Origin of the sequence: Brevundimonas sp. (genome assembly GCF_046293315.1) — a bacterium.
In the GTDB taxonomy this organism is placed as follows: domain Bacteria; phylum Pseudomonadota; class Alphaproteobacteria; order Caulobacterales; family Caulobacteraceae; genus Brevundimonas.
Genome location: NZ_JBKBPF010000001.1, coordinates 152,072 through 172,336 on the forward strand (window position 1 = coordinate 152,072; position 20,265 = coordinate 172,336).

Consider the following 20,265-nt stretch of genomic DNA (forward strand, 5'->3'; position numbering starts at 1 on the left):
ATGTGGATGTTCTGGCTTGCTGCGGGCATGACGGCGACCCTTGCGGGGATCGTGGTGCTGTGGCGTGCGCGGGGCGCGGCCGTGGCCGTGGGTCCGGTCGCGCCGGACGGCCGTCAGATCGCCGAACTGGACGCCCTGCACGACCGTGGTCTGCTGGACGAGGACGCCTGGCGCGTGGCGCGGGCGGAGGCCGGGCGCCGGCTCCTGTCCAGCGAGGATGAGGCCGGGCCGGAACCGGCGGACATGACGCAAGGGCGCTGGGTGCTGGCGGCGCTGCTGGCCACGGCCGTGGCCACACTGGGGATTTACTGGCTTACGGGCTCGCCGGGTATGCCGGATCAGCCGCGCGAGGCCCGCGTCGAGCGCTGGGCTGCGGCCCTCGACACCCTTGACGCGCCGCGTCTGGCCGCCGTGGCCGAGGTGGTGGCGCGCGACAACCCGGGCGACCGCGAGGCGCAGGTGTTTCTGGGCCGCGCGCGGTTCGAATCGGGCGACCCGATCGGAGCCGCCACAGCGTTCCGGCGCGCCCTGACCCTGGACGCCGAGGATCCCGTCAGTTGGTCGCGGCTGGGCGAAGCCCTGACGGCGACCCAGCAAGGCGTGGTGGGCGGCGACGCCGAGGCCGCTTTCCGCGAAGCCCTGCGCCGCGACCCCAATGCCCAGGCCGCGCGCTATTTCCTGGGCCGCGCGGCTCTGGCCCGGGGCGAGGCGGACGCCGCCCGCGCCCTGTGGGAACCGCTGCTGACCGAATTGCCGCCGGGTGACGGGCGCCGCGACCAGCTTCAGGCTGATCTGGCGGCCGTGGAGGGGGGCGCGTGAGGTGGCTGCCCCGTTCGCCCAAGGCGCGCCGCCGTCTGTGGATCGTAGCCGCGGTAACCCCGGTGCTGCTGCTGGCTGTGGGCCTGTCGCTGTGGGCCATGCGCGACAGCGTCACGTTCTTCTACAGCCCCTCCGAGATCACCGAGGAGGCCGCCCCCGCCGGCCGCATGATCCGGCTGGGCGGGCTGGTGCTGCCGGGCAGCGTCGAACAGGGCGCCGACGGCTCGGTGGCCTTTTCCGTCACCGACAACGCGGCGGACGCCCGGATCGTGTTCCAGGGCGACCTGCCCGATCTGTTCCGCGAGGGGCAGGGCATCGTGGCGCAAGGGTCGTTCGACGAGGCGCGGGTGTTTCACGCCACCCAGGTGCTGGCCAAGCACGATGAAACGTACATGCCGCGCGAGGTGGCTGACCGCCTCAGGGAAACCGGCGAGTGGCGCGGCGAGGGCGATGCGCCTTCCGGTGCGGCCCCCTCCAATGCGGCGTATGTGACCGAATGATCGCGGAATTCGGCGCCTTCGCCCTGGCCCTGGCTCTGGCCCTCGCTGTGCTGCAGGCCGCAGCGTCCGGCGCGGGCCGTCTGCTGCGCTCGCCGGTTCTGGCCGGGGCGGGGCAGGGGGCGGCGTTCGCCTCGGCGGGGGCGGTGGCGGTGGCCTTCGGCGCCCTGGTCTGGGCCTTCATGGTCTCCGACTTCTCGGTCAGCAACGTGGCCCTGAACAGCCACACGGCCAAGCCGCTGTTCTACCGGGTGACGGGAGCCTGGGGCAGCCATGAAGGGTCGCTGCTGCTGTGGTGTCTGGTCATGACGGCGTTCGGTGCGGTGCTGGGGTTGGGACGCGGCCTGCCGTTCGGACTGAAGACCTCGGCGGTGGCGGTGCAGGGCGGCCTGAACGCCATGTTCCTGGCCTTCACCGTGTTCACCTCCAACGCCTTCACGCGGCTGGACCCGGCGCCGGTGCAGGGCGCCTCGCTCAACCCGCTGCTGCAGGACCCGGCGTTGGCGATCCACCCGCCTATGCTCTACGTGGGCTACGTCGGGTTCTCGGTGTGTTTCTCGCTGGCGGTGGCGGCCCTGATCGAGGGTCGGGTCGATCCGGCGTGGGGGCGGTGGGTGCGACCCTGGGCGCTGGCGTCCTGGGTGTTCCTGACCATCGGCATCGCCCTGGGCTCGTTCTGGGCCTACTACGAACTGGGCTGGGGCGGCTGGTGGTTCTGGGACCCGGTGGAGAACGCTTCGTTCCTGCCGTGGCTGGCGGGCGCGGCCCTGTTGCACTCGGCCATCGTGACGGAAAAGCGGGGGGCGCTGGCGGGCTGGACCGTGTTCCTGGCGCTGATGGCGTTCAGCTTCTCCATGCTGGGGGCGTTCCTCGTGCGCTCGGGCGTGCTGACCTCGGTGCACGCCTTCGCGGTGGATCCGGAGCGGGGCATGCTGCTGCTGGCCATCCTCGGCGTGGCGGCGGGCGCGGCCTTCGCCCTGTTCGCCTGGCGCGCGCCCGGCCTGCCCCGGGGCGGCGTGTTCGCGCCGGTCAGCCGCGAGAGCAGTCTGGTTCTCAATAACCTGTTCCTGTCGGCGGCGGCGGCGACGGTGCTGCTGGGCACCCTGTATCCGTTGATCCTCGAGGCCGTGACCGGCGAGACCATCTCGGTGGGCCCGCCCTATTTCAACCTGACCTTCACCCCGCTGATGGCGGCAGCCCTGATCATCCTGCCCGCCGGGCCGCTGCTGGCGTGGAAGCGGGCGGACCTGAAGGGCGTGGTCCAGCGCCTGACCCTGGCCTTGGCCGTGGCGGTGATCGCAGCCCTGACCTCCCTGTTCGTGTTTGATCCCATAAAGGCCATGGCGGCGGCGGGAATCGGGCTGGGCGTCTGGTTGATCGCGGGGGCGCTAGCCGAACTGGCCGAACGCATCCGCCTGTTCCGGGCGCCCCGCGCCGAGGTGTGGCGGCGATTGACCGGCCTGCCCGTGGGGGCGTTCGGCATGACCCTGGCCCACGCCGGTCTGGGCCTGTTCGTCATGGGGGCGGTGGCGGAGACGGCCTTCAAGATCGAGGCGGTGGCGGTGACCGCGCCGGGCGGGCCGGCCGCCGTGGCGGGCCCGTGGCATGTGACGCTGGATGCCGTGCGCATCATCGAGGGGCCGAACTATCTGGCTGAACAGGGCGTGTTCACGGTGGCGCGCGAGGACGGCGCGGGGGCGCGCACCCTGACCGCCGAGCGGCGCTTCTTCCCGGCGGGCCGCCAGACCACCACCGAGGTGGGGCTGGATTTCCGGGGCCTGGACGACGTCTATGTGGTGCTGGGCGAGCGGCGCGCGACCGAGACCTTGGCCCAGGCCTGGACCGTGCGGGTGCACTGGAACCCGTGGGCGCGGCTGATCTTCCTCGGCCCGACGCTGATGGCGCTGGGCGGGCTGGTGTCCCTGTCGGACCGGCGGCTCAGGTTCGGGGTGGCGGGGAGGAAGCAGGGATGAGGGGGCTTCTGACCTTCTCCTCCCTCGCGCAGCGGGGGAGGGGGACCATCCGGAGGATGGTGGAGGGGGCGACCCCATCCACCGGGTCCAGGATTGGGGCGCCCCCCCCCCGCCCGCGGGGCCCCCCCCCCCATGCGCTTCGCTTATGGGGGAGGAGCGCTCGTCGCTGCTCTGCTCCTCATGGCCTTTGCCGAGCCGGCGGCGGCGCCCGACCGGCCCCTGCCGGATCCGGCGCAGGAGGGGCGGGCGCGGGCCCTGTTCGAGGATATCCGCTGCGTGGTCTGCCAGCACGAATCCATCGCCGATTCCCCGGCCGGCATCGCGGCGGACATGCGCCGTCTGGTGCGTGACGAAGTGGCGGCGGGGCGCACCGATGCCGAGATCGAGGCGGGGCTGGTCCGGCGTTATGGGGACTATGTGCTGTTCCGGCCGCCGTTTCGCGTCGGGACGCTGATGCTGTGGCTTGGGCCGTTCCTGGTGGTGCTGATCGCGGGAGCCGTGCTGCTGACCACCCTGCGGCGCCGCCCGGCGGAGGCCGCGCCCCTGACGCCGGCGGAGGAAGCCGCGCTGGAAAAGCGATTGGCGGAGCGCCCGGATTTGGACGCATCCTCGCCCCATGATCATCCCTGATCTGTATGATCCGTAACTGGTTCGCCTTGGCGGGCGGCGTCATACAGCTATATCTAGGGTCAACGGCCCTCTCGGGCCTGTCGAACAACGAACAAGGACGACGATGCTGAAGCGTAAGGAATTCATTCTGGGCGCCGCGGTCGGACTGACCTTCGCCGCCGCCGCGACCGCCGGCGGGATCATCGACTGGCCGGCGGCCGGCGCGCAGGAGCAGCGGGCCGAGCTGCGCGGGGGCCTGGTTCCCGCCTCCACCGCCGGCGCCGTACTGTTCCAGCCGCCCCCGGGCGCGCCCAATTCCTTCGCCGACATCATCGAACAGGTCTCACCCGCCGTGGTGCAGATCGACGTGACCACCCGGGTGCCGCGCCCGACCATGCGCGGCTTCCCCAACATTCCGGGCCTGCCCTTCCCGTTCTCCGTCCCGCAGCAGCCGCAGGGACCGGGAGGGGAAGAGGGCGAACCGCCGACCATGGAAGGCGCCGGCTCCGGCTCGGGCTTCTTCATCTCGGCGGACGGCTACATCGTCACCAACAACCACGTGGTGGAGAACGCGTCGGAGATCACGGTCAGGCTGACCGATGACCGGGAACTGACGGCGCGGGTTGTGGGTCGTGATGAACTGACCGACCTGGCGGTGCTGAAGGTGGACGGCGGGACCTTCCCGTTCGTCCAGTTCGAGACCCAGGCCCAGCCCCGCGTGGGCGACTGGGTCGTGGCCCTGGGCAATCCCTTCGGTCTGGGCGGTTCGGCCACGGCGGGCATCGTGTCGGCGCGCGGCCGCGACATCGGCGACCAGTATGTTGACTTCATCCAGATCGACGCCCCCATCAACCGGGGCAACTCGGGCGGGCCGACTTTCGACATCTATGGCCGCGTCATCGGGGTGAACACGGCGATCTTCTCGCCTACAGGCGTGTCGGTGGGCATCGGCTTCGCCATCCCTGCGGAGGTGGCGCAGCGTGTAACGCAGCAGCTGATGCAGGGCGGCAGCATCCAGCGCGGCTATCTGGGCGTCGAGATCGGCACCCTGACCAGCGACTATCGCGAAGCTCTGGGTCTGTCTGATGACGTTCAGGGCGCCTACGTCAACAGCACGACGCCGGGCGGCCCGGCGGATCAGGGGGGCGTTCAGGCCGGCGACATCGTGGTTGAGCTGGACGGACAAGCGGTGCGCAACAACACCGACCTCACGCGTCGCGTCGGTCAGGCCGCGCCGGGCGACACCCTGCGCCTCACCGTTCTGCGCGAAGGGCGTCGCGTCCAGCTCAGTGTCCGCTCCGGCGTTCGGCCTTCGGCTGCTGAACTGAACGCCCAAGGCGCTGACGCCGAAGGCGCGCCGCGTCCCGGACAGCCGGAAACCCCGGCGGGCACGGCCATCGAAGGGCTTACGGTCGCGCCGATGACCAGCGCCTTGCGCGAGCGTCACTCGATTCCCTCTGGCGTGAACGGTCTGGTGATCACGGGCGTCGCCTCCGGCAGCACGGCGGCCACGCGCGGGTTCGCACCGGGAATGGTCATCGTCCAGGCGGACGGTCGCGCCATCTCCACCGTCGCCGAATTCCGGCAGGCGGTGCAGCGCGTTCGTGAGACCGGTCGCCCGGGCGTCCTGCTTCTGGTGCGCACACCCAACGGCAATCGGCCGGTGGTTCTCGAACTGGACAGCGACGAAGAGTAGGCTGGCCTTAGACGATTCTGGAGACGGGGCTGATGCGCATACTGGTGGTCGAGGACGATGAGGAGGCCGCGGGCGCCATGGTGCGCGGCCTGTCGGAGGCGGGGCACGAGGTGACCCATGCCGTCGACGGCGCCTACGGCCTCGTGGAGGCCCAGAAGGGCGGCTTCGACGTCTATGTGGTGGACCGCATGATGCCGCGCCTGGACGGGGTCGGCATGGTGGAGACCCTGCGCAAGGACGGGGATCAGACGCCCGTGCTGTTCCTGTCGGCGCTGGGCGAGGTCGAGGACCGGGTCACGGGCCTGAAGGCCGGGGCGGACGACTATCTGGTCAAGCCCTACGCCTTCGCCGAGCTGATCGCGCGGGTCGAGGCCCTGTCGCGCCGCCGCGAGACCGGCGGGGTGCAGACGGTGCTGAAGGTCGGCGATCTGGAGATGAACCTGATCGCCCGCACCGTGTACCGGGGCGAGACCGAGATCGACCTGCAGCCGCGCGAGTTCCAGCTGCTGGAATTCCTGATGCGCCACGCCGGTCAGTCGGTGACCCGCACCATGCTGCTGGAGAAGGTGTGGGAGTACCACTTCGACCCCCAGACCAACGTCATCGACGTCCACATCAGCCGCCTGCGCGCCAAGATCGACAAGGGCTTCGACAGGGCCATGCTGCAGACGGTGCGAGGCGCGGGTTACAGATTGGAAGCTTAGGTTTCGCAAGGCGTTCTCCCTCCCCGTTCGGGGAGGGCGGTCGCGTAGCGACCGGGTGGGGAGGACTCGGCGACATGGCTGTCATCGCCAAGGCGAGAGCTCTCAGGAAACGATTGACGCCAGCCGAGGCTCGCTTGTGGGTTGCTTTGCGCAGATTGCGGGCCCAGGGCCTGCACTTCCGCCGACAGGCACCGGTGAGAGGTTACATCCTCGACTTCGTTTGCATGGACAGGCTGTTGATTGTCGAGCTGGACGGTGCATCGCACGATGGCGAAGACCGTCAGCGTAAGGACAGGGTGCGGGACGCGGTGTTGGCGAGAGTGGGATTTCTGACCTTGCGGTTCTCGAATTTGTCCGTTCGGGATGCTCTGGATGACGTCGTTCAGACGGTGCGGCGGCATTGCCTTGCCCGCCCCACCCGGCTGTCGCTGCGCGCCAGCCACCCTCCCCGGGACGGGGAGGGAGAATTTCTGTGAAATTGCCCTCGCTCTTCCGGCGCACGCCCTTCCGGCTGACGCTGATGTTCGTGGCCCTGTTCGCCGCAGCCGCCAGCGCGGTGCTGGCCTATGTCTATGTGGCCTCGGCGTCGGAAGCCCATGCGCGGGCGGAAGCCGATGTGCGGCGCGAGGTGGGGGTGCTGAGCGCCGTTTACCGGGAGCGGGGGCTGAACCCGCTGAACCAGGCGCTGGTGGAGCGCATCCTGAGGGGCGGACCCTATCTCTACATCCTGCTGGATGACCAGGGCGAGCCGGTCACCCGCAGCCTGAACATCACCCCTGTGGAGCCGAGCCCGGACGATCCGCCCGAGCGGTGGGAGGCGTTCCGCTTCACCGACACCGACGAGGCGGGCCGCATCATCCGGCGCAAGGCGCTGGGCGTCATGGTGCGCCTGCAGGGGGGCGAGCTGCTGTTCGTGGCCCAGGACATCGGCGACACCGAAGCCTATCTGGACCGGCTGACCCAGGCCCTGTGGGGGGCCATGCTGCTGGTGTTGGTGCTGGGGCTGGGTGGGGGCCTGCTGATCAGCCGCAATCTCGAACGCTCCATGGGCCGTTTCAATACGGTGGTCGCAGCGGTCAAGGGCGGCGACCTGAAGGCGCGGGCAGAGGTGCGCGGGTCGGGCGATGAACTGGACGAACTGGGCGCGGGCCTGAACGGCATGCTGGACCGGCTGGAGACGTCCATGGCGTCGATCCGCCACGCCGGCGACGCCATCGCCCATGACCTGCGCAGTCCGCTGACCCGCATGCGGGCCAAGCTCGAGGTGGCCCTGATCGACGCCGAAGCCGGGCGTATCGACGCCAACGACGCCCTGGAGATGGCGCTGGCCGAGGCCGACGAACTGCTGAAGACCTTCAACACGGTGCTGGCCATCGCCCGCCTGCAGGCGTCGCGGGAGCCCCCGGCCGAGGTGTTCGACGCCGCGGACCTGGCCGGCGACATGGCCGAGTTGTACGAGCCGGCCGCTGAGGACAAGGGGCTGGAGTTCGACTCCGAAATCCACAAGGGCCTGATGATCCGCGCCAACCGGCCGTTCCTTGCCCAAGCGCTGGCAAACATCATCGACAACGCCATCAAGTACACGCCGCCGGGGGGCGCGGTGATGCTGCGCGCGCGCCGACGCTCCAGCGGCCAGGTGGAGTTCTCCGTCACCGACACCGGCCCCGGGGTGCCCGACGAGGATCGCGCGCGGGTGCTGGACCGGTTCGTGCGGCTCGAGAACAGCCGCACCGAGCCGGGCTCGGGCCTCGGCCTGTCGCTGGTGGCGGCGGTGGTCGAGGCGCACCGGGGGCGCATCTATCTGGATGAAGGCCCGGGGGTGGTGGACGACACGGGGCCGGGGCTGCGCGTCGCCCTGGTCCTGCCGCCCGCCGAATGAGCGGCCTGGACGGACAGCTGAAGCCCTGCGGGCCCGTGCTGGACGCCGAACTGGCCGCGCGCACCCGTGAGCCCGTCGAGGCCGCCGCGCGTGAGGGCGGCTGGCTTGAGACGCTCGATACGGCCTGGCCCGCGCTGGAGCCGGTGTTCGCCGCCGCGCCCTATCTGGCCGGGTTGGCGCGACGCGGGCCCGAGCGCTTGCGCGCCATTCTTGAGACGGCGCCGGACGACCGCCTCGCCGCCATCCTTGCGCAGACCGGCGCCCTGACCGGCGGCGCGGACGAGTTGCGCGCGCCCCTGCGCAGGCTGAAGGCGGACCTGCATCTGCTGACGGCACTGTGCGATCTGGGCGGGGCGTGGGATCTGGACCGGGTCACGGGCGCCCTGACCGCCTTCGCCGACGCCGCCTCGTGCGCGGCCCTGCGCGCCGTCGCCCATGACGCCCGCCAGCGGGGCAAGCTGATCAGCGCCGCCGAAGATCCGCGCGGCCCCGTCCCGGGCCTGTTCGCCCTGGCCATGGGCAAGCACGGGGCAGGCGAACTGAATTATTCCAGCGACATCGACATCTCGTTCTTCCATGAGCCCGATCTGGTGGAAGGCGCGCTGGCGCCCGGGGTGGAGGCCCAGCCCTTCGTTGACCGCCTGGCCCAGGGCGTGGCCGCCCTGCTGTCGGAGCGCACGGGCGACGGCTATGTGTTCCGGGTCGACCTGCGCCTGCGGCCCGACCCGTCGTCGACGCCGCCGGTGGTCCCGGCGCCGGCGGCCATGGCCTACTATGAATCCGTGGGTCAGAACTGGGAGCGGGCGGCCTTCATCAAGGCGCGGCCGGTGTGCGGCGATCTGGCGGCGGGGCAGGGATTCCTGACCGAGCTGGCGCCCTTCATCTGGCGGCGCAGCCTCGACTATCACGCCATCGCCGACATCCATTCCATCAAGCGCCAGATCCACGCCTTCAAGACCGGCGAGGGCCTGCACGCGGCGGGCGCCAATCTGAAATTGGGCCGGGGCGGCATCCGCGAGATCGAGTTCTTCGTCCAGACCCAGCAGCTGATCCTGGGCGGCCGCGACCCCGCGCTGCGCGCACCTCGCACGCTGGAGGCGCTGGCCGCGCTGACCGGGGCGGGCCATGTGCACGAGGACACCCGCGCCGAGCTGTCCGCCGCCTACGACCGCCTGCGCGGTCTGGAGCACCGCATCCAGATGCTGGCGGACGAACAGACCCACACCCTGCCGGAAGCCGCCGAGCGCCGCGCCGCCGTGGCCGCCCTGTCCGGCGAGGCTGATCTGGCGGTGTTCGACGGGGGGGTGGAGACCCTGCTGCAGGGGGTGAACCGTCGCTATGGCGAGCTGTTTTCGGACGAGGAGGACCTGTCCTCGCCCTGGGGCAGTCTGGTGTTCACCGGCGTGGAAAACGACCCGGAGACCCTGAAGACCCTGGAGCGCATGGGCTTTTCCAGTCCCGAGGGCGTGGCCGACACCATTCGCAGCTGGCACCACGGCCGCGTCGGCGCCACCCGCACCGCGCGGGGGCGGGAGCTGTTCACCCGTCTGGCGCCGCGCCTGCTGACCGCCCTGGCCGAGACCGGCGCACCGGACGCCGCCTTCGCCCGGTTCTCGACCTTCTTCGCCGGACTGTCGGCGGGGGCGCAGATCCAGTCGCTGTTCCTCGCCCAGCCCGAGCTGTTCGCCCTGATCGTGCGGGTCATGGCCTTCGCGCCGCGTCTGGCGCGGACGCTGGCCCGTTATCCCGCAGCTCTGGACAGCATGCTGGACGCCCGCTTCCTGGAGCCGCTGGATCAGGACACCGGCGTGCTGGATGAACTCGTTGCGGAGGCCGTGGGCGAAAGCGATTTTGAAGAGGCCATGAACGCGGTGCGGCGCATGCACCGTGACCAGATCTTCCGCATCGGCATCCAGACCCTGACCGGCCGGGCGAACGCCGACAGCGCGGGCCATGCCTATGCCGATCTGGCCGATACCTCGGTGCGCACCCTCTCGGCCGCCGCGCTGAGAGAGGTCACGCGTCAGGGCGGGGCCTTCGCGGGCCGTATCGCCGTGGTGGCCCTGGGCAAGGCCGGGTCGCGCGAGATGACCGCCGGGTCCGATGTGGACATGATGACGGTCTATGAGGCCGACGATCCCGCCGGCATGTCGGAGGGGAAGGGCTGGAGCGCCGACACCTTCTATGGCCGTTTCACCCAGCGGCTGATCGCGGCCCTGTCGGCGCATACGGCGGAGGGGGCGCTGTATGAGGTGGACATGCGTCTGCGCCCCTCGGGCCGCGCCGGGCCGGTGTCGGTCAGCTTCCGGGCGCTGGAGGACTATTACGCCGGCGAGGCTGAGACCTGGGAGTTTCTGGCCCTGACCCGGGCGCGCGTGGTCTGGTCCAGCGATCCTGCCTTCGCAGAGCGGGTGGCGGGCGCTATCCAGACCGCCCTGCGGCTGCCGCGCGACCCGGATCAGGTCACCCGGGACGTGCGCGACATGCGCGCCTTGATGGACCGGGAGCGTCCCGGTGGTGGTTTGTGGGAGTTGAAGCTGGCGCCCGGCGGTCAGGTGGACTGCGAATTCGCGGCCCAGCACAGCCAGCTTCTGGCCGCCGCCCGGGGCGAGTCCCTGACCGTTTCGACCGTGGAGGCGCTCGGCGCGCCCGGGGTGGATCCGGCGTTCGGCCAGGCCTGGGGCCTCCAGCAATCGATCAGCCAGGTGATCCGCTGCGCCTTCGAGGGCGATCCCGATCCCGAGGCCGAGCCCGCCGAGTTCCGCGAGCGGCTGGCGGGGGTGGCGGGCTTCGACAGCTTCGACGCCCTGAAGAGCGAACTGGCCGCCCGGCGCGCGGCGGCGCGGGCGGCGCTGGAAGACCTGCTGGGGCCGCTGAATCCGTCCGCGACGGAATCCTGACGCCTGTTCGTTGAACCTTTCGACAGGGACAGACAATGCCGCCTTTCGAAGGCGGATCAGGAGAACGAACCCATGAAGACGATGATTGTGCTGGGCGGCGTGGCCGCCCTGGCCCTGAGCGGGGCCGCGATCGCCCAGACAAACGATGGCCAGCGCGGCGGACGCATGGACCCCGATGCGCGGCTCAGCCAGGCCGAGTTCGTGGAGCAGCGGGTCGCCCGCCTGACCGCCATGGACGCCAACGGCGACGGGGTGGTCTCGCGCGAGGAAATGCAGGCCCACCGCCAGGCTCGCATGGGCGAGATGCGCGGTCGCATGTTCGAGCGCATGGACACGAACAGCGACGGAACAGTGACCCGCAGCGAGTATGATGCGGCGCACGAACAGCGCCGCGAGGGCATGACAGAGCGCCGGGCCGAGCGCGGCGAGGCGAGTGAGCGTCGCGGCGGACGCGGCCATCGTGGCGGTCAGCGGGCGGGCATGCGACTTGACCGCGACGGTCAGGGCGTGAACATCGAACAGGCGCGCCAGCGTGCGGTGGAGCAATTCGCCGCCATGGACGCCAACGGTGACGGCTATGTCACCGGCGCCGAGATGCGCGCGCACCGCGAGGCGCGTCGTGCTGACCATCAGGCCCGCCGGGCCGACCGTCGCCAGCCGGCGGAGTAAGGGTGATGTCGGGACAGACCGGATCAGTCTGGTCGGCCCGCCCGCAAGGAAACGGAGCGAGCTGGCTTGGGGACACGGGTGGTCGATCCCGACGAAGATCTGGTGAGCCGCGTGGGTCAGGGCGACCCCGCGGCGATCCAGGCCATGGTCGCGCGCAAGCTGCCGCGCATGCTGGCCCTGGCGCAGCGCATGCTGAACGACCCCTCGGAGGCCGAGGACGTGGCGCAGGAGACGATGCTGAAGGCGTGGCGCCAGGCGCCGCGCTGGAAGCCCGGCAAGGCGCGGTTCGACACCTGGCTGCACCGGGTGGCCTTGAACCTCTGCTACGACCGGTTGCGCCGGCGCCGCGAGGTGGTGACGGATTCGATGCCGGACCGGGTCGACCCCGGGCCGTCACCAGATCAGGGATTGCAGGCGGCGCAGCTTGGCGCTCGGGTGGGCGCGGCTTTGGCGGCCCTGCCGGAACGACAGCGCGAGGCGATCGTGCTGTGCCACTATCAGGAGCTGGGCAATATCGAAGCCGCGGCTCTGATGGAGATCAGCGTGGAGGCGCTGGAGAGTTTGCTGTCTCGCGGTCGGCGCGCCCTTCGGGCGACACTGGCCGAAACGGCGCGGAGTGAAGGTGTGCTGAGATGAACGCGCAACGATTTCAGGATCTGGCCGAGGCCTATGGCGCCGACGTGCGCCGTTGGCCCGAGGCCGAGCGGGACGCCGCGCGCGCCTTCATGGGCGGGAATCCGCATGGGGCCGAACGTCTGCTGTTCGAGGCGCGCCAGATGGATCTGGCCCTGGACGCCGCTCCCCGCCCCATGGTCAGTCATGCCCTGCGCGAGCAGGTGATCGCCCTGGCGGCTACGGCCGGGCTGGAGCCGCGCGCGCGTCGCTTCGGCTTCGGACGCTTCGTCTGGATGTCGGGGGCGGGCTGGGCTGCGGCCTGCGCCGCCGGTGTGATGGTGGGCGTGAACCTGTCGGATCAGCTCATGGCCCCGGCCGAGGCGGATGCGGTTCTCTATCAGGCGGGCCTGGAAGCCCTGGACGACACCGAGGTTCTGGGATGAGCAAGCGGACATTGATGATCGCCCTGGCCGTCTCGCTGGCGGTAAATGTTTTCGCCGTGGCGGCGGGGGTGGCGGCCTATGTCAACCAAACGGCGGCGGAGGAGCGGATCGAGCGTTCGCGCGGCGACCGGACCCCGCGCGTTCCGTTGATGGAGGTGATCGACACCCTCGATCCTTCGAGCCGGGATCAGGTGCGCGAAACCTTGCGGCAGGCGGCGCTGGCGGCGCGCCCCGATTTCCAGGAATCGCGCGAGGCCCGACGCGGCGCGGTCGCCATGGCCGAGAGCCAGTCCTTCGACGCGGCGGCGGTCAGCGCCTTGCTGGAGCAGTCGCGCGCGTCGGAGCTTCGCGGCCGGGCCCGCCTGGAATCCGAGGCGGTGCGCATGCTGTCCGAACTCAATCCCGAGGATCGTGCGCGCATGGCCGCGATTCTGAAGCGTCAGGGCCGCCATCACCCAAGAAACGGGGAACGGGCCGCGGCGCCTGCGCCCGCTCAGGCCGCTTCTGACTGAGCGACCTCCACCGGCCGGCGCTGTGGCAGCACGAAGCTGACGACGGTGCCCTGGCCCATCTCGCTTTCGATGATCATCTCGCCGTGATGCATCTCGATCAGCGACTTGGTCAGGGCAAGGCCCAGGCCGGTGCCCTGATTGGTCTTGGAATGCTGGCTCTCGACCTGCTCGAAGGGCTGCGCCAGACGGGCCAGATCCTCGGGCGGGATGCCGATGCCCGTATCGGTGACCGCAACCCGCACACGCTCGCCGATCAGGGCGAGGCTCACCGTGATGGCTCCGCCGTCCGGCGTGAACTTGACCGCGTTTGAAATGAGGTTGAGCAGGACCTGCTTGAGCGCCCGGTAGTCGGCCTCGATCTCGGGCATATCCGGCGCATCCAGACTCAGCTTCAGCCCGCACTCCTGCGCCCGACCCCGCATCAGGCGGATGGCGTCCTGGCAGATTTCCGACAGGTCCACGGCCTCGTAGTGCAGGGTCATCTTGCCCGCCTCGATCTTGGCCATGTCGAGGATGTCGTTGATCAGGGCCAGCAGGTGCTGGCCCGAGTTGAGGATATCAACGGCGTAGCCCTTGTAGCGTTCGTCGCCCAGGGGGCCGAACATCTCGCCGGCCATGATTTCCGAGAAGCCGTTGATCGCGTTCAGCGGGGTGCGCAGCTCGTGGCTCATGTTGGCCAGGAACTCGCTCTTGGCCTGGTTGGCCGCCTCGGCCCGGGTCATGGCCACTTCATACTTGCGCGCCAGCTGGGACAGTTCGTCCTGGCTGGTCTCCAGCTTGCGCACGGTGGCCTGCAGGGCGTCGGCGGCAAGCTTGCGCTCCACTTCCTGGCGTTTGATGACGGTGATGTCTGCGGCGGTGACTACCGCCCCGCCGTCGCCCGTGAAGCGCTCCGACATCTGCAGCCAGCGGCCATCGGCCAGCTCGATCTCGCGCATTCCGGGCCGGCCCGTGGCGGACGGCTGATCCTTGCGGATGGCCAGGGCTGCGATGCGGGTCAGCTCTTCCTTCTGGGCGCCCCGCTTGAGGTGGCCGGTCTGGAAACCAAAGGCGTCCTGGAATGCCTGATTCCACAGGATCAACCGGCCGTAGCGATCGAACAGGACAAAGGCGTCGGACACGCTTTCGATGGCGTCGCGCAGGCGGTTCTCGGCGGCCTGCGCCTGGGCCTTGGCGCGGCGGGACTCGGTGATGTCCAGGGCCACGCCCATGAGATGATCATAGCCGTCCTGACCGCGCTGGCGCGGCGCCTGGCCCCGAAGCTCCATCCACATCGGCGGCTGATCAGGAGCGTCGACACGGAAGGCGATCTCCACCTCGCCGTAGGCCTGGGCCTGGAGCAGGGCGTGCTCCACCGCCTCGCGGTGCCGGGGATTGATGCGTTCGATGATCTGGTCGGCGGCGAGGACGCCCCCCCGGCCGAAGCCCAGCATGCCCGCCATGACGTCGGACAGGACCACCTCGTCCCGATCAAGGTTCCATTCCCAGACGCCGCATCGGGCGGCTTCCACGGCGGTGTGAAAGCGGCGCTCGGTGTCGGCCCACACCCGGGCCGCCCGCCGCGCCCGGCGCTCCTGAAACAGCACCAGGGCGCCCAGTCCGAGGCCGAGGCCGAGCGGACCGATAAGGATCCAGGCGTCGCCGAAGAGCGCCAGCAGACCCCCGCCGCTCGCGGGGGCCGAGGCCACGATCGTGGCCGGCGCGGTCTGGGTGTCCACCGCCGCCAGGCGCAGGTCGCCCTGGGCGTGAACACCACCTGCGTCGGCCTGCTCGATCAGCGCCTCAGGCGTCAGGCCCAGCACCGATGAGGGCTGGTCGTTCAGGGCGGGGTTGTCCGATGCGACGATGATCCCGTCGGCGTTGACGATGCTGACGCTGAGTCCGTGGCGGGGCAGGGGGGCGCCTGATGCGGTGGCAGGGAGAGGCAATCGCGCCAGTAGCGCGGCGCCCCCCTGAGCCTGCAGCCGCATCAGCAGCGCGCCGCCATCAAGGGCACGGGACAGGGTATGCTCTTGCGAGGCCGGGGTCGACTGGAATGCGGAGGCCTCTGCGCCGACGGCGGCGATGACGTCGCCCCCTTCGGAGACGACCGCGTACCCCAGATTCGGGGCGGCGGCGCGGGCCTGCTCGACCGCGTCAAGCGGGCGAGAGGGGGTGGCGGCCAGGGCGCGGGACGCGGCGGTCAGGCCGATCAGGGCGCGGGCGGCGTCAGCGTCCAGGCGGGCGGCGGCCAGGTCGGATTGGGTCTGCAAGGCCTGGGCGACAGATTCGGCCTGTTCGCGCGGGCGGTCGCCTGCCTGACGCGCATAGAGCAGCGAGTAGATCGACAGGCCGAGCGCGGCGACAAGCACGGCGACGCGCACCCAGACGGGCATGCCCAGACCGGAGGATGACCTGTCGGATGACCTGCGGCCTGGCCCTTTCCCGCGGCGTTCGTCGGCGTTCAACGCCCTCTCCCGCACGATTCGTGAAGACACACAGCCTAGGGTGCGTCGCAGATTCGTGTCGAGGCCCCGTGCCGCGAAGATATGGCCGCGAAGATATGGCCGCGAATATCAGGCGGCGCTGGCGGCGGCGGGCGCTTCCACATCCGGGGCCGGTCCGGGAACGGTCTGGACGCCCTTCAGCATCTCGCGCGCGGCGCGGGCCAGGCGGATCAGTTCGGGCGGGGCTTCATCCACGTTCTCGTCGATGGAGCCCGCCAGATCCTCGGCCAGTTTCATCAGCATGGGCGCGGCGGCGATCAGCCGGGCCTGGGCCTCAATCTTTTCCGGATCGCGGTCGTATTCGGCGCCGGGCACGCGCCAGCCGCCCCAGTCCGCCGGGTCGGTGACAACGACGGGGTAGGTGCCGGGGAACGGATGATGCTGGCAGTCCTCGGCCAGTTGCCACTTGTTGCGGGCTCGCAGCAGGCGCCAGTCGCCCATATCGGCGGCGGCGGCGTCCTCCTGGGGCAGCATCAGTTCGGACCCGGTGAACTCGCGGCCCAGACCCACGTCGTAGGTAACACGCACGGGCTCGTCGAAACCCTTGGCCCAGACCGGCTGGACCTTCTCGATGAAGGCCCAGGCGCCGACGCACTCGACCCAGACCTTCTGGCCCTTCTGAAACTGCGCGCGCGCCATGGCTCGATCCCGATGCTCCAAACAGACCGTCGATCATGCGCGGGGCAGGGTTAGCGGCCCGTTTCGAGCGGGAAATAATTATTGAGATTGATTCTGCAAATCGTTCGCAGTAATTGCGCAGCTCAACGACAACCGGGGCCATTTCATGCGCACGTTTCTGCTTTCCACCTCAGCCATCCTCAGCCTGACGGCGGGCGCCGTCTGGGCCGGGACCGATCTGGAGGGGGCGACCGAGGCGCCGCAGGTCGCGCCGGTTACGGTCATCGGCACCCGGAACGAGCAACGGACCGACGAGATTCCGGTCACCGTCAGCGTCATCAGCGCCGAGGCGATCGAGGAGAACCTCTACACCGACATCAAGGATCTGGTGCGGTTCGAGCCGGGCGTCAGCGTGCCCACCAGCCCGCAGCGGTTCAATGCCGCCCTTTCGGGCGCCGGCCGGGACGGCAACTCGGGCTTCACCATCCGGGGCATGGGGGGGGACCGGGTACTGATCGTGACCGACGGCATCCGTATGCCCGACGGTTTCTCGTTCGGAGCGCAGAACGTGGGGCGGGGCGGCTACAATGATCTGGACCTGATGCAACGGGTGGAGATCCTGCGGGGGCCGGCCTCGGCGCTGTACGGTTCCGACGGCATCGCCGGGGCGGTCAGCTTCACCACCAAAGACCCCGAGGACATGCTGCGGGGCGAGGCGTTCACCGCCCGGGCGCGGGTCGGCTATGCGTCGGCGGATGAGAGCTGGACCGAGGGCCTGGCCATCGCCGGGTCGAGCGGGGCCCTGTCGGGTCTGCTGGCCTACACCCGCCGCGACGCCAGCGAGACCGGGAATCAGGGCGAGGACTTCAGCGAGACCACGGCGCGCACCGCGCCCAATCCCATGGACCTGTCGTCCAACGCGGTGCTGGGCAAGGTGGTGTGGCAGGTCGCGCCGAACCATCGCCTGCGCCTGACCTACGACCACTATAACTCCGATCTGTCGGGCGATGCGCTGTCCAGCCGGGGGCCAGCGGTTCTCCCGTTCCAGCCCAATGCGACGCTGCAGGTGCTGGGCCACGATGAGCAAGAGCGCGACCGGGTCAGCCTGGACCACCGCTTCACCGACACCTTCGGCCTCGATCGCGGCTCCATGGCCGTATACTGGCAGGACGCCACGACGCGCCAGTTCACCTATGAGGACCGGGACCCGGCGGCGGACCGGACCCGGGACGTGACCTTCGACACCCGGGTCTACGGCCTGAACGCCGAGGGCCATCGCGTGTTCGGGCGGGGTGAAGCGGTGCAGCACCGCGTCACCTTCGGCGGCGACTGGTCCGAGACCACCCAGCAGGCCATCCGCTGGGGCACGGTTCCCGGCGCTGGCGAGACTTTCCCCAACCGGCCGTTCCCAATCACCGACTACAGCCTGGCGGGCCTGTTCATCCAGGACGAGATGGTGCTGCTGGACGGTCGTCTGAGCGTAACGCCCGCGGTGCGGTACGACTGGTACGAACTGACGCCCGAGACCGACGCGCTGTACACCGGCGGGACCGTGGAGGGGCAGAGCGACAGCCACGTCTCGCCCAAGCTGGGCGTGGTCTACTGGCCGACTGAAACCTTCGGCCTGTTCGCCAATGTGGCCGAGGGCTTCAAGGCGCCGTCGCCGATGCAGGTGAACAACGCCTTCTCCAACCCGCTGTTCGGCTATGTCTCTGTGCCCAATCCGGACCTGGGGCCGGAGACCAGCACCAGTGTCGAGGGCGGGATTCGTTTCCGCAATGTGCAGGTGGCGGGCGGGGATGCACGTCTGTCGCTGGCGGCGTTCCGCTCGGACTATGACGACTTCATCAGCCAGATCGTGGTGAGCGGAGCCGGGACCACGGCGAACCCGGCCGTGTATCAGTACGTGAACCTGGGCAGCGTGACGGTGCACGGCTTCGAGGCCCGGGGCGACATCGCCTGGGACAACGGCTTCAACGCCACCGCCGCCTTCTCCTACGCGGACGGGGAACAGGTGGAGAATGGCGCGCGCGCTTCTCTGCCCAGCATCGACCCGATCAAGCTGGTGGCCGGGCTGGGCTATGCCGAACCGGCGGGCCGCTGGGGCGGGCAGGCCATTGTCACCTGGTCGGCGGAGAAGGAGGCGCACGAGACCGATGGTCTGGGCTGCTACGATGCCTGCTTCACTGGCGACGCCTTCACCCTGCTGGACCTGACCGCGTACTGGACCGTCAACGACAACGTCACCCTGCGTGCGGGCGTGTTCAACGTGTTCGACGAGACCTACAGCTGGTGGAGCGACATCGCGGGCCTGTCCTCCACCTCGGCGGTGCTGGACGCCTACACCCAGCCGGGGCGGAACGTCTCCGTGTCCCTGGCTCTGCGTTACTGACCCTCAGCGCGATCATCCGAACAAAGGAGCACCACCATGCGTTCCACCGCCATCGCCGTCGCCGCCATTCTGGCCGCCCCCCTGGCCGTCATGGCTCAGCCGGTTGTAGCCCAGCCGGCCCGAGCCCAGACCGAACAGTCCCGGTTCGAGCAGGACCGGCAGGCCATCCTGTCCCAGGCCGGGGACTTCCGCGTCCGCTTCGACATGCGGGAGACAGCGCCGTTCCAGGACGGCTATGAGCCGCTGGAGCCGAAGCTGTCGGGCGGCAACGAGATCGTCCGGGTCGTCTATGACGACGGCGACCGCATCAGCCTGCAGCATATTCTGGTGATGGATCACGAGGGGGAGACCTTCGTCATCAAGCACTGGCGTCAGGACTGGGTCTATCAGCCGGAGACGGTGCTGACCTACGCCGGGCCGGACCGCTGGACCGTGAGCCCGGTGGACGCGGCCGCGCGGCGCGGGGCGTGGTCCCAGACCGTGTGGCAGACGGACGACTCGCCCCGATACGGCGGCGTGGGCCGCTGGTCCCACGACAACGGCATGACCCAGTGGACGTCCGACGAGACCACCCGCCCGCTGGCCCGCCGGGATGCGGTGCGCGACCCGGTCTATGACCGCTATGTAGGGACCAACCGCCACGTCCTGACGCCCTTCGGCTGGGCGCACCTGCAGGACAACGTCAAGCTGGGCCAGGCCCAGGACGACGCTGCCGGGCTGACAGCCTATGTACAGGAGGACGTGGTCAACACCTATCGGCGCTGGGACGGGTTCGATCCGTCGGCCGGCGACGCCTACTGGGCGGCGACGTCGGACTACTGGGCCGCCGTGCGCGGCTTCTGGGACGCCGCCATCGTCGCCGGAAACGGCGTCACGGTGGAGGAGGAGCCCGACAACGGCGCGGTGACCGGGCCGACCCTCATGGGCCTGGCGAACCAGATCGAGGACGGGGAGATCACCACCGAAGCCGCTATCACCGAAGCCCGCCGCACCATCGCCGAGGCGACCGGCGCGGCGCTCTGAACGGCGTCAGCTGGAGCGGGAGATCTCTTCCAGCGCTTCTCCCGCGTACTTCTCCTTCACGCGGGTGGACAGGTCGCCGAGGGAGACGACGCCCACCAGCCGGTTGTCCTTGTCGAGGATCGGCAGGCGGCGAATCTGCTTGTCGGACATGCATTTCAGCACGTCCTTCAGGTCCTCGTCGTCGCGGCGTGATTCCACCTTGCTGGTCATGACCTCGCCCACCGGGGTCTCGCCGCCGGCGCCGCTGGCCAGGGCCCGAACCACCAGATCGCGGTCGGTGATCGTGCCCACAAGCTGGTCGCCCTCGGCGACCGGCATGAATCCGAAGTCGCCCGCCGCCATGCGGCCGGCCACGTTCTGGATGGAGTCGCCGGGACGGGCGACCTGCACGTCGCGGCTCATGATGTCGCGGACTTTCATGGCGTCTCTC

The 20,265-nt window shown here is 69.9% G+C and carries 17 protein-coding genes and 1 pseudogene; 15 read left to right on the forward strand and 3 right to left on the reverse strand.

Translation table 11 applies throughout. The features are described from left to right. Window positions 1–6: 6 nt before the first annotated feature. The 13 genes and pseudogenes from ccmI (at window position 7) to ACK4SE_RS00745 (ending at window position 13,316) form a co-directional block, all read left to right on the forward strand. The gene (gene ccmI, locus ACK4SE_RS00685; RefSeq protein ID WP_409687866.1) at window positions 7–819 is read left to right on the forward strand and encodes a c-type cytochrome biogenesis protein CcmI; all 813 of its coding nucleotides are present in this window, start codon (window positions 7–9) and stop codon (window positions 817–819) included. After that, a complete protein-coding gene (gene ccmE / locus ACK4SE_RS00690) occupies window positions 816–1,319 on the forward strand; it encodes a cytochrome c maturation protein CcmE (protein ID WP_409687269.1) in 504 nt (167 codons plus the stop codon). The genes ccmI and ccmE overlap by 4 nt, the downstream gene beginning before the upstream one ends. After that, window positions 1,316–3,289: a heme lyase CcmF/NrfE family subunit gene (locus ACK4SE_RS00695; protein WP_409687272.1), complete on the forward strand. Its 1,974-nt coding sequence runs from the start codon at window positions 1,316–1,318 to the stop codon at window positions 3,287–3,289. Before ccmE ends, ACK4SE_RS00695 begins: the two co-directional genes overlap by 4 nt. Before the next feature lie 132 nt (window positions 3,290–3,421). Continuing rightward, a complete protein-coding gene (locus ACK4SE_RS00700) occupies window positions 3,422–3,919 on the forward strand; it encodes a cytochrome c-type biogenesis protein CcmH (RefSeq protein ID WP_409687275.1) in 498 nt (165 codons plus the stop codon). A gap of 103 nt (window positions 3,920–4,022) precedes the next feature. After that, complete coding sequence (locus ACK4SE_RS00705; protein ID WP_409687278.1) at window positions 4,023–5,594, forward strand: Do family serine endopeptidase; 1,572 nt, start codon at window positions 4,023–4,025, stop codon at window positions 5,592–5,594. A 32-nt stretch (window positions 5,595–5,626) separates the two neighbouring features. Further along, the gene (locus ACK4SE_RS00710; RefSeq protein WP_409687280.1) at window positions 5,627–6,298 is read left to right on the forward strand and encodes a response regulator transcription factor; all 672 of its coding nucleotides are present in this window, start codon (window positions 5,627–5,629) and stop codon (window positions 6,296–6,298) included. Window positions 6,299–6,372: 74 nt separating this feature from the next. Then, window positions 6,373–6,774, forward strand: coding sequence for an endonuclease domain-containing protein (locus ACK4SE_RS00715; protein ID WP_409687283.1), 402 nt, complete (start codon window positions 6,373–6,375; stop codon window positions 6,772–6,774). After that, on the forward strand, window positions 6,771–8,177 hold the full coding sequence (locus ACK4SE_RS00720) for a sensor histidine kinase (protein ID WP_409687285.1): 1,407 nt from the start codon (window positions 6,771–6,773) through the stop codon (window positions 8,175–8,177). The genes ACK4SE_RS00715 and ACK4SE_RS00720 overlap by 4 nt, the downstream gene beginning before the upstream one ends. Next, window positions 8,174–11,077 carry a bifunctional [glutamine synthetase] adenylyltransferase/[glutamine synthetase]-adenylyl-L-tyrosine phosphorylase gene (locus ACK4SE_RS00725; RefSeq protein ID WP_409687288.1) on the forward strand — a complete coding sequence of 968 codons (2,904 nt, stop codon included), beginning with the start codon at window positions 8,174–8,176 and terminating at the stop codon, window positions 11,075–11,077. The genes ACK4SE_RS00720 and ACK4SE_RS00725 overlap by 4 nt, the downstream gene beginning before the upstream one ends. Window positions 11,078–11,149: 72 nt before the next feature. Further along, window positions 11,150–11,746, forward strand: a complete 597-nt coding sequence (locus ACK4SE_RS00730; RefSeq protein WP_409687291.1) for an EF-hand domain-containing protein — start codon at window positions 11,150–11,152, stop codon at window positions 11,744–11,746. Window positions 11,747–11,800: 54 nt separating this feature from the next. Further along, a pseudogene (locus ACK4SE_RS00735) lies at window positions 11,801–12,382 on the forward strand (RNA polymerase sigma factor); the annotation flags it as partial. Beyond that, entirely contained in the window at window positions 12,379–12,804 is a 426-nt protein-coding gene (locus ACK4SE_RS00740) for a hypothetical protein (protein WP_409687294.1), read from the forward strand. The pseudogene ACK4SE_RS00735 and the gene ACK4SE_RS00740, both read left to right, overlap by 4 nt. After that, entirely contained in the window at window positions 12,801–13,316 is a 516-nt protein-coding gene (locus ACK4SE_RS00745; RefSeq protein WP_409687297.1) for a periplasmic heavy metal sensor, read from the forward strand. The genes ACK4SE_RS00740 and ACK4SE_RS00745 overlap by 4 nt, the downstream gene beginning before the upstream one ends. Here ACK4SE_RS00745 and ACK4SE_RS00750 read toward each other — a convergent pair. Further along, window positions 13,298–15,691 (reverse strand): ATP-binding protein, encoded by a 2,394-nt coding sequence (locus tag ACK4SE_RS00750; protein WP_409687300.1) that lies wholly within the window; start codon window positions 15,689–15,691, stop codon window positions 13,298–13,300. The genes ACK4SE_RS00745 and ACK4SE_RS00750 overlap by 19 nt on opposite strands. Before the next feature lie 180 nt (window positions 15,692–15,871). Continuing rightward, the gene (locus tag ACK4SE_RS00755; protein WP_409687302.1) at window positions 15,872–16,441 is read right to left on the reverse strand and encodes a hypothetical protein; all 570 of its coding nucleotides are present in this window, start codon (window positions 16,439–16,441) and stop codon (window positions 15,872–15,874) included. Between the two features lie 145 nt (window positions 16,442–16,586). On the opposite strand from ACK4SE_RS00755, the gene ACK4SE_RS00760 reads away from it, so the two are divergent. Both ACK4SE_RS00760 and ACK4SE_RS00765 read left to right on the forward strand, forming a co-directional pair. After that, the gene (locus tag ACK4SE_RS00760) at window positions 16,587–18,812 is read left to right on the forward strand and encodes a TonB-dependent hemoglobin/transferrin/lactoferrin family receptor (protein WP_409687305.1); all 2,226 of its coding nucleotides are present in this window, start codon (window positions 16,587–16,589) and stop codon (window positions 18,810–18,812) included. Window positions 18,813–18,848: 36 nt separating this feature from the next. Then, on the forward strand, window positions 18,849–19,835 hold the full coding sequence (locus ACK4SE_RS00765; RefSeq protein ID WP_409687308.1) for a DUF6607 family protein: 987 nt from the start codon (window positions 18,849–18,851) through the stop codon (window positions 19,833–19,835). A gap of 6 nt (window positions 19,836–19,841) precedes the next feature. On the opposite strand, the gene ACK4SE_RS00770 is transcribed toward ACK4SE_RS00765, so the two are convergent. After that, window positions 19,842–20,255, reverse strand: a complete 414-nt coding sequence (locus ACK4SE_RS00770; protein WP_409687310.1) for a CBS domain-containing protein — start codon at window positions 20,253–20,255, stop codon at window positions 19,842–19,844. Window positions 20,256–20,265: the final 10 nt, after the last annotated feature.

Bases quoted from the DNA above. Each gene is read 5' to 3' on its own strand.
- ccmI (WP_409687866.1), top strand. From the start codon at position 7: ATGTTCTGGCTTGCTGCGGGCATGACGGCGACCCTTGCGGGGATCGTG.
- ACK4SE_RS00695 (WP_409687272.1), top strand. From the start codon at position 1,316: ATGATCGCGGAATTCGGCGCCTTCGCCCTGGCCCTGGCTCTGGCCCTC.
- ACK4SE_RS00700 (WP_409687275.1), top strand. From the start codon at position 3,422: ATGCGCTTCGCTTATGGGGGAGGAGCGCTCGTCGCTGCTCTGCTCCTC.
- ACK4SE_RS00705 (WP_409687278.1), top strand. From the start codon at position 4,023: ATGCTGAAGCGTAAGGAATTCATTCTGGGCGCCGCGGTCGGACTGACC.
- ACK4SE_RS00710 (WP_409687280.1), top strand. From the start codon at position 5,627: ATGCGCATACTGGTGGTCGAGGACGATGAGGAGGCCGCGGGCGCCATG.
- ACK4SE_RS00715 (WP_409687283.1), top strand. From the start codon at position 6,373: ATGGCTGTCATCGCCAAGGCGAGAGCTCTCAGGAAACGATTGACGCCA.
- ACK4SE_RS00725 (WP_409687288.1), top strand. From the start codon at position 8,174: ATGAGCGGCCTGGACGGACAGCTGAAGCCCTGCGGGCCCGTGCTGGAC.
- ACK4SE_RS00730 (WP_409687291.1), top strand. From the start codon at position 11,150: ATGAAGACGATGATTGTGCTGGGCGGCGTGGCCGCCCTGGCCCTGAGC.
- ACK4SE_RS00740 (WP_409687294.1), top strand. From the start codon at position 12,379: ATGAACGCGCAACGATTTCAGGATCTGGCCGAGGCCTATGGCGCCGAC.
- ACK4SE_RS00745 (WP_409687297.1), top strand. From the start codon at position 12,801: ATGAGCAAGCGGACATTGATGATCGCCCTGGCCGTCTCGCTGGCGGTA.
- ACK4SE_RS00750 (WP_409687300.1), bottom strand. From the start codon at position 15,691: ATGCCCGTCTGGGTGCGCGTCGCCGTGCTTGTCGCCGCGCTCGGCCTG.
- ACK4SE_RS00755 (WP_409687302.1), bottom strand. From the start codon at position 16,441: ATGGCGCGCGCGCAGTTTCAGAAGGGCCAGAAGGTCTGGGTCGAGTGC.
- ACK4SE_RS00760 (WP_409687305.1), top strand. From the start codon at position 16,587: ATGCGCACGTTTCTGCTTTCCACCTCAGCCATCCTCAGCCTGACGGCG.
- ACK4SE_RS00765 (WP_409687308.1), top strand. From the start codon at position 18,849: ATGCGTTCCACCGCCATCGCCGTCGCCGCCATTCTGGCCGCCCCCCTG.
- ACK4SE_RS00770 (WP_409687310.1), bottom strand. From the start codon at position 20,255: ATGAAAGTCCGCGACATCATGAGCCGCGACGTGCAGGTCGCCCGTCCC.